At 70.7% G+C, this 6,611-nt stretch carries 3 protein-coding genes; 1 reads left to right on the top strand and 2 read right to left on the bottom strand.

Annotated elements, in window-relative coordinates:
- On the top strand, positions 1-905 hold a 905-nt coding region (locus ACT6Y9_RS07575), incomplete at its 5' end, for a hypothetical protein (RefSeq protein WP_443744082.1).
- A 104-nt stretch (positions 906-1,009) separates the two neighbouring features.
- On the opposite strand, the gene ACT6Y9_RS07570 is transcribed toward ACT6Y9_RS07575, so the two are convergent.
- Complete coding sequence (locus tag ACT6Y9_RS07570) at positions 1,010-2,875, bottom strand: hypothetical protein (RefSeq protein WP_443744081.1); 1,866 nt, start codon at positions 2,873-2,875, stop codon at positions 1,010-1,012.
- Positions 2,876-2,890: 15 nt separating this feature from the next.
- The gene (locus tag ACT6Y9_RS07565; protein WP_443744080.1) at positions 2,891-5,173 is read right to left on the bottom strand and encodes a hypothetical protein; all 2,283 of its coding nucleotides are present in this window, start codon (positions 5,171-5,173) and stop codon (positions 2,891-2,893) included.
- Positions 5,174-6,611 lie beyond the last annotated feature (1,438 nt).

The raw sequence follows: 6,611 nt of genomic DNA, 5'->3' as shown, positions 1-6,611 counted from the left end.
TCCCCTGCAACAGCGAACGGCTCGCGCAGGTCGAGTCCGAGATGATCGGGCGGGAGCTCCGGATGGGGCTTCCGCTCGCGAACCGGGCGAAGTCCGAGCACGCGGTCCTCATCGACCGCTCCGAGCCCTTCGACCGCTACTTTCCGCCCGAGCTCCAGGACCGCTTCGTCGCCGACGGGGGCGGGCGCGCCGACGAAGCCGCCGACGGCTTTCTTCAGGTGCTGCGCAACGCCTCCGCCTCCGAGCGCGGCGCGTGGGCGCACTTCTGCCGTCAGCCCAAGGCGCGCGCGATGCTGCGGATCACGCGGCGGGCGCTCTTCACCGCCCTCCCGCAGCCCGAGTTCTTCGAGCGCCACTGGTGGTACGTCGCGCTCGGGAACTCCAACCAAAAGAACGCGCAGGCGATGCAGATCGGCCTCATCGCCGGACGCTGGAACTTCTTCGAGTGCTTCATCTTCCAGAGCACGCCCAAGGCGGTCTTCGTGCGGCTCGGGCTCGCGACGAACGTGCTCGCCGGCGCGGAGCCCTCGCCCGCCGCCTTCCGCCGGCGCTTCGGCTGGGTGCTCTGGGAGGGCGACGATTGGCGCGAACCCGCGCGCGGGGAGCTCGAAAACTTCTCACCCGTCCTCAAGATGCAGTACGCAAGTCCCTTGGCGCGGGCGGCCGACGTCGGACGGGAGGTGACGCTCGCGGCGCTCCGGCCGCGCACCTACGCCTCCGGCGCGATGGAGCTGATGGATGAACTGATGGACGAGCTGCGCATCCGCCGGGCGCTCGCCGCCTGCGCCGTCGCCGGTATGCGGCAGACGGCCTGCGTGCATCCCGAATTCCACAATCCGATCGGCGCCTATGCGCTTCTGCACCCAGAACTCGAAGCCGTGGACGTCGAGGGGTATCCGGGGTAAGCCTCCCGCGAAAGAAAACCAGGCAGAGACGCCGCGGGCGTGCCGGGAGAGAATCCTCCGGCCCGCCCGCGCTTTATTTTGAGGCGCTTCGGTGGGCTTCGCCCTCAGGCGCTCCGCGCGAGCGCGTCCATCAAGCGCTCGAGCACCCGTCCGCCCACGTCCGCCTCCCCGGCGTTGAAGGCGTTGAGGCGCGCGAGCACCATGTCGGGCATGGGGGCGAGCCCCATCCGGAGCGCGGCGTCAAAGAGCGACCCTTCGGGGGCGGTGTCCGGCTCGACGCTTCCGCAGAAGAGCCAGAGCCCCGTGAAGCGGTCTCCCGGACGCACGGCGCCGAGGCCGAGGAGGTACTTGAAGGCCTGCTCGAGGCCGTAGTGGGCGGCGACCGTCGAGAGCTTCGAATACTTGCTGTCGGCCACGGCCCAGGCCGAGGCGCCTCCGCGGTCGTAGGCGAGGACGAAGTCCGGGCTGTAGTAGACGCTCTCAAAGCGCTCGAGGCGCGACGCGCCCCCCGCATCATTCGTGCGGATCGACCACCCGGTGGTGCGCATGAGCCCGAGACCGTTCTCGGGGGCGTGTTGCGCGCCGTAGAGCACCGGCTGATACCAGACGCGCACGCGCTCGTCGCCGCGCCGGAAGGTGAAGGTGTTGAAGTTCGCCGCAAGCGCGTTGCGGTGGTACGCGGGCCCCGCGCCCGTGTAGGCGAAGGCTGCCCGCGACTCCTGCGTGAAGCCCGCCCCTTTAAGGTCGAGGAGAAGCCGCACGAGCGTGAAGTATTCGTAGAGCCGCGCGCCCCTCGTGCCGGCGAGGCACCGCACGAGGCGCTCGAGGTCGAGGGGTTCGAGGAGGAACCACTCGCGCATGAGTCCGTAGACCAGCCGGTACTGCGCGGTCTCGAGAAAGGCGGGCGTCGCTTCGGGAAGCCGCGTCAAGGGCGGGGGTGAGACGCCGACGGCGCGCCGGTAGAGGTCGCCCAAGCGCCTCAAGGTCCGCTCGGCCGCGAGCAGGCGCTCGAGCACCCCGCTCACGGCGAAGGCGCCGAAGACCGAAGGCGCGAATCCGTCGGCCCCCGTCGGCGCCCCCGGACGGCCGCCCGCCGCCCCGAGGGCGTTGAGCCGGCGCGCGAGCGCCCCGGCCTCGTTCGCGAGGAACCCGGGAAAGGCGGTGACGGCGGCGTTCTCCATCGTTTCGCGGCTTTCTTCGGCGCCCATCACCAACGCGTGGCGCGGCATCCAGCGCCGGCCCTGCGCGCGCAAGCCCTGCCCGGGGCCCACGGCCTGGAGTTCGTCCGGGTGGGTCGCGATCCAGCGCGCGCCCTCGGGCGTCAGCTCGCGCAGCGCCTCGACGCTGCGGCGCGCCGGCACCACCACGAGTCTGCAGCGGGCGTTCTCGCGGAAGTAGGCGTACTGCCGCTCATAGAGGGCCGCGGTCTCTTCGAAGATCCGCAGGCGCCGCTCGAGCCCACCTTCCTCATCGACGTCCGTGAAGAGGAGTTCGTCCGAACCGAAGAGCTCCGAGCCCTCCTCGGTCACGAGGCGGCTCATCGCGAGGAGGTTGTCGGCGGCGGGCCCGGGCGGGAGGCGCACCTGGATGGGTTCGGCATGAAGCCGCGTGCGGCCGCCGCCCGGCGTCGCGAAGAGAATCGAGATGCGGGCGATGCCGACCACGTCCGCAAAGGGGCGTTCGGCGGCCTCGGGCCGGATCACCCAGCCCGCGTCCGTGCGGAAGACGTCGGCGGCGACGAATTCGTCCCCGACGTAGAGGTTGACGAGCACCTGCCCGGTTCCCTCAAAGCCCGACAGCCCCTCGACCGCCGCGCCCTCGATGAGGAAGTCCGGACGGTCGTCGACCTCGAGCGCGGGCGCGCCCGAGGCGAGGTCTTCGGGCCACACCGGACGCTCCTCGGGCGTGAGGGCGAGCCTCACGGCGCCCGAGCGGGCGCCGATCAGAAGCGTGGGGATGCCGCAGGCCATGAGCGCGCCGAGCCTTTAGAAGAACCGGTAGCAGTCCATGGCGTCTTCGCCCGAGGCGACGACGCTCCTGAGGCGCTCCGCGGAGCGCTCCAGCCCGCGCTCGGCGAGGAGCGTCAAGAGCGCGTCCAAGCCCTCGCGGTAGCGCCCGCCCGTGCCCGAGATGCGCGGAAGGACCTTCTGCATCACGGCGAAGTCCACGGCATCCACCCAGGCGGGCTTCTCCGCCGCATCAAAGAGCGCGGCCGCCGCGCCCACGTAGCCCTCCACCTGACGGCGGGAGCGGGGCGAAAGCCGGATGCCGAGCGTCTGCGCGTGGCGGTCCACCTCCTCGAGGAGCGCGCGCACGTCGCCCGCCTCGCGCCCGAGGGCGCGCGCGCCGAAGACCTCGGTGAGGTCCTCCCAGGCGACCATCGCGTTCTCCGGGCGCCCTGCGGGAGCGGAGCGCTTGGCGTCCAACTCGACGAGCTGCGGGAGCGTGATCACCGCGGCGCGGTCGATGAGGCGCGGCGACAGGGGCTCGGTCGTGCTGTCGTTGTTGATGGTGGCGACGAACCTCAGGGTCGGCGGCACCAGAGTCTTCCCCTTGTCCCAGAGCGACACGGCTGCCGGGCCGTCCGACGCCTTCTCCGTCTCGTCGCAAAGCCGCATCCAGTCGGACCAGTAGTACTCCATGGGCGACAAGTTCGCCTCGTCAAGGAGCATGATCGCGGGCCAGCAGGAGCCGAACGCAGAGCGCGCCTCGGCGTCGAGCGTGCGGATGAGCGACCACCGGTCGGGGTCGGGCGATTCGAACCGGTTCGAGAGCGGATTCCAGTAGCCGATCAAGTCGCGCTTCGTGGTCCAGCCGTATTCGACGGGCACCTCGACGAATCGGGATCCCGTTTGGGCGAGGTCCGCGGGCATGCGCTCGGGCGTGAGGCCGAGCGACCCGGCGATCAGCCGGCAGACGGAGGTCTTGCCCGCACCGGGCTCGCCCGCGAAGACCGTGAGGAAGTTCTGCACGACCGAGAGGTAGAGATTGAGCACCATGTTGCGGTCGTAGCGGCGCACTTCGCGCAGACGCGAGACGAGGAGGTCGGCGAGCTCCCGCCCCTTCGGGGGCTTTGCCGCAAGGCGCCGGCGCTCCGCGGCCCGTTCGCCGAGCATCCGCGCGCTGAGCGCGTAGCGCTCGTCCTCAACGGACTCGCGCCAGACGGCCGAAGCCTTGAGGAGGCGCTCCGGGAGCACGTCGCCCCCGAGGGCCGCGGCCTTCTTCTCGGCCGCCTCGACGGCGGCCAGAACCTTGTCGCGCAGCGTCGTGAGTTCGGTCTCCTCGCGCTTCATGCGCGCGAGCGCCGCGTCGAAGTCCGCGAGCGCGGCGATCCGTTCGCCGTTCGCCTCGAGGAAGGCGATCCGCTTTTCCTTTTCCGCGCACTCGGCCTTCACGGCCTCGAGCCGGCGCGCGGCCTCCGTGCGGGCCGCATCGGCTTCGTCGAGGGCGGCGCGGGCGGTCTTCTCCTCATCGGCGAGGCGCACGACTTCGTCCTTCAAACCCGCGAGGCGCCGCCCGATGGGAGCGGCGTCTGCGAAGGCTCGGGCGAGCCGGTCGTCCGAGGCCGCGCGCTCCACCACCGAGCGCATGAGCGTGCGGTCGTGCGGGAGCGCCTCCTCGACGAGGAAGTCCACGAGTCCGGCGCGCACTTCGAGGGCGTAGCTCCCGCGGGCCAAGGCCGCGTGGGCGCGCTCGGCGCGCTCCTGCGCGACGTCGGCCGCATCTTCGTCGCCGAAGGTTCCGGCCGAGAGCGACGTGAGGAGCGCTTCGGCGCTCATGCCGCGGGTGCGCAGCAAAAGGTGCTCGAGGAGTTCGTCGTCGCTCCAGAGGTCCGCCCCGCACCGCTCCATGCGCGCGGTCTTGGCGTAGCGCACCGACACCACGGCGTCGCGCCCCGTGAAGACTTCGAGCGGGATCGCGGCGGGCCCGCCCGGGCGGCGCCAGCACTCAACCACGCCGCGGCGCGCGGCGGCCGAGAGGTTCACGTAAAGCTGACGCGCGGCGTTCTCCCTGAGCGGCAGCGGCCCGTAACAGACCCCGCCGCACTCGAGGAGCACGTGTTCATTGACGACGTTGAGCCGGTGGTCGTCCGCTTCACTACCCGTCACCGTCACGCGCAGCGACGACGCGAGGGGCGGGAGTTGCGAGGGTTCGACGGGCGCGAGCGGCGTGACAACGAGATAAAGCCCGAAGTCGGCGGCGCTCCGGAAGCGCCCCTCCTTCACGAGCCGGTCGTAGGCGAGCTGGAACTTGTAGTCCGCGCGCACCCCGCCCCGCTCGTCGCGGTTGAGGTCGAGCTCGCCCTTGGCGAAGTCCGCGACGTAGAAAGCCCCCTCCTTCGGGGGGCTTTCTGCCGCCGAGGCTCAGGTTGACGCCGCCCCACTGCGGGAATTCGAGCTGCGCCGTCCCGGCCGGGAACGGCACGAAGCCGCCGTGCGTCCAGTCTTCGACGGCGTAGAGGTTGTAGAAGTCCCCGGTGTTGTGCGCGACGTAGCCGAAGAGGCGCACGTGCGCGGGCTCGTCGTGAACAGGCGCGGCGGCGGGGCGCGCGAAGATGCGCTCAACGGGCTTCTTCGCGTTGCGGCGGTCCGCATTGCGCCGCAGCTTCCCGCGGGGTCCGCGGACTTCAGTCGTCTCACGGGCGCGGCGGGAGGCGGAGGCGGGCTGGGCCTCCGCCTCCGGAGCGGGAGTTGGAGCGGGAGCAGGTTCAGGCGGCTCCTGCGGCGCCGCTTCGCCCGCAGGCACAGCAACCGGCGGGAGGGCGGCGGCCGCTTCGTGCGGCACGCACTCCTCGACGGCTGCGTTCTGCGCGGCCTTCTCGTCCTTCTCGTCCTTCTCGTCCTTCTCGTCCTTCTCGTCCTTCTTGCCCGCTTCCTTCTCTTCGACGTCCTCCGTCGCCTGGGTCAGGGCCTCTGCGCCCATTTCTTTCTTCTCTTCGCTCCCGCCGCTGTCTTCCTTCTCTTCACTGCCCTCCGTTCCGGGCGCCTGAGCGGCCTTCGCGTCCGAATCCGGCTCTTTGGAGGCATCCGGAAGGAAGTGCGAGAAGAAGTCCTCAGCCTCTTTGAGCGGCAGCACGATGGAGGCGGGATTCCCGTTCCCGGGCACGAAGGCGGAGGCGAGGAGAGCGAACATCGGCCAGATCAGGCGCAGCGCCTTCTCCTTGGCGAACGCGATGATCAGGTCGGCGAGGCGCCGGCGCGTGAAGACTTCGCCCACGAAGGGCGGAAGAACGATCTCCGCCGCCGCGGTCTCGGCGCGGCCGAGCGCGGCGCAGAGCCCCGCGTCGGTTTTGAGCGGCGCGACGAGCGGATCGTCGGTCGTGAAGGACGAGAAGACGATCGGCATCCAGCTCGAGACGTCCGACGCGAAGGCGTGTCGGGCGAGCATGCGCGTCACTTCGTCGCGCAGCCACCAACGTCCCTTGACGCTCACGACCTTCACGTGGCGCTTCAGCTGCTTCTGGATGCGGTCGCGCTCGGACTGCGTCATGGCCTCGAAGGCGAAGCGCAGCAGCTTCATGTAGTCGTCGAGAAAGAGGCTCTCGGAGGGGAACTCGAGCTTTGGGAGAAACGCCCGGAAGTGGGCGCGCTCCGCTTCGAGGCCGTCGGAAGCGGTGTCCTGATCCGGACTCTGCGCCGTACCCTGCATCAGAGCCGAATCCCCGCCGGCGTCCTGGGAGCCCCTCTGAGCGCCCGCCCCCGCCCG

The sequence above is a fragment of the Sutterella sp. genome (genome assembly GCF_052272535.1).
GTDB lineage: Bacteria > Pseudomonadota > Gammaproteobacteria > Burkholderiales > Burkholderiaceae_F > Sutterella.
This window is presented reverse-complemented; position numbering and strand designations above follow the sequence as displayed.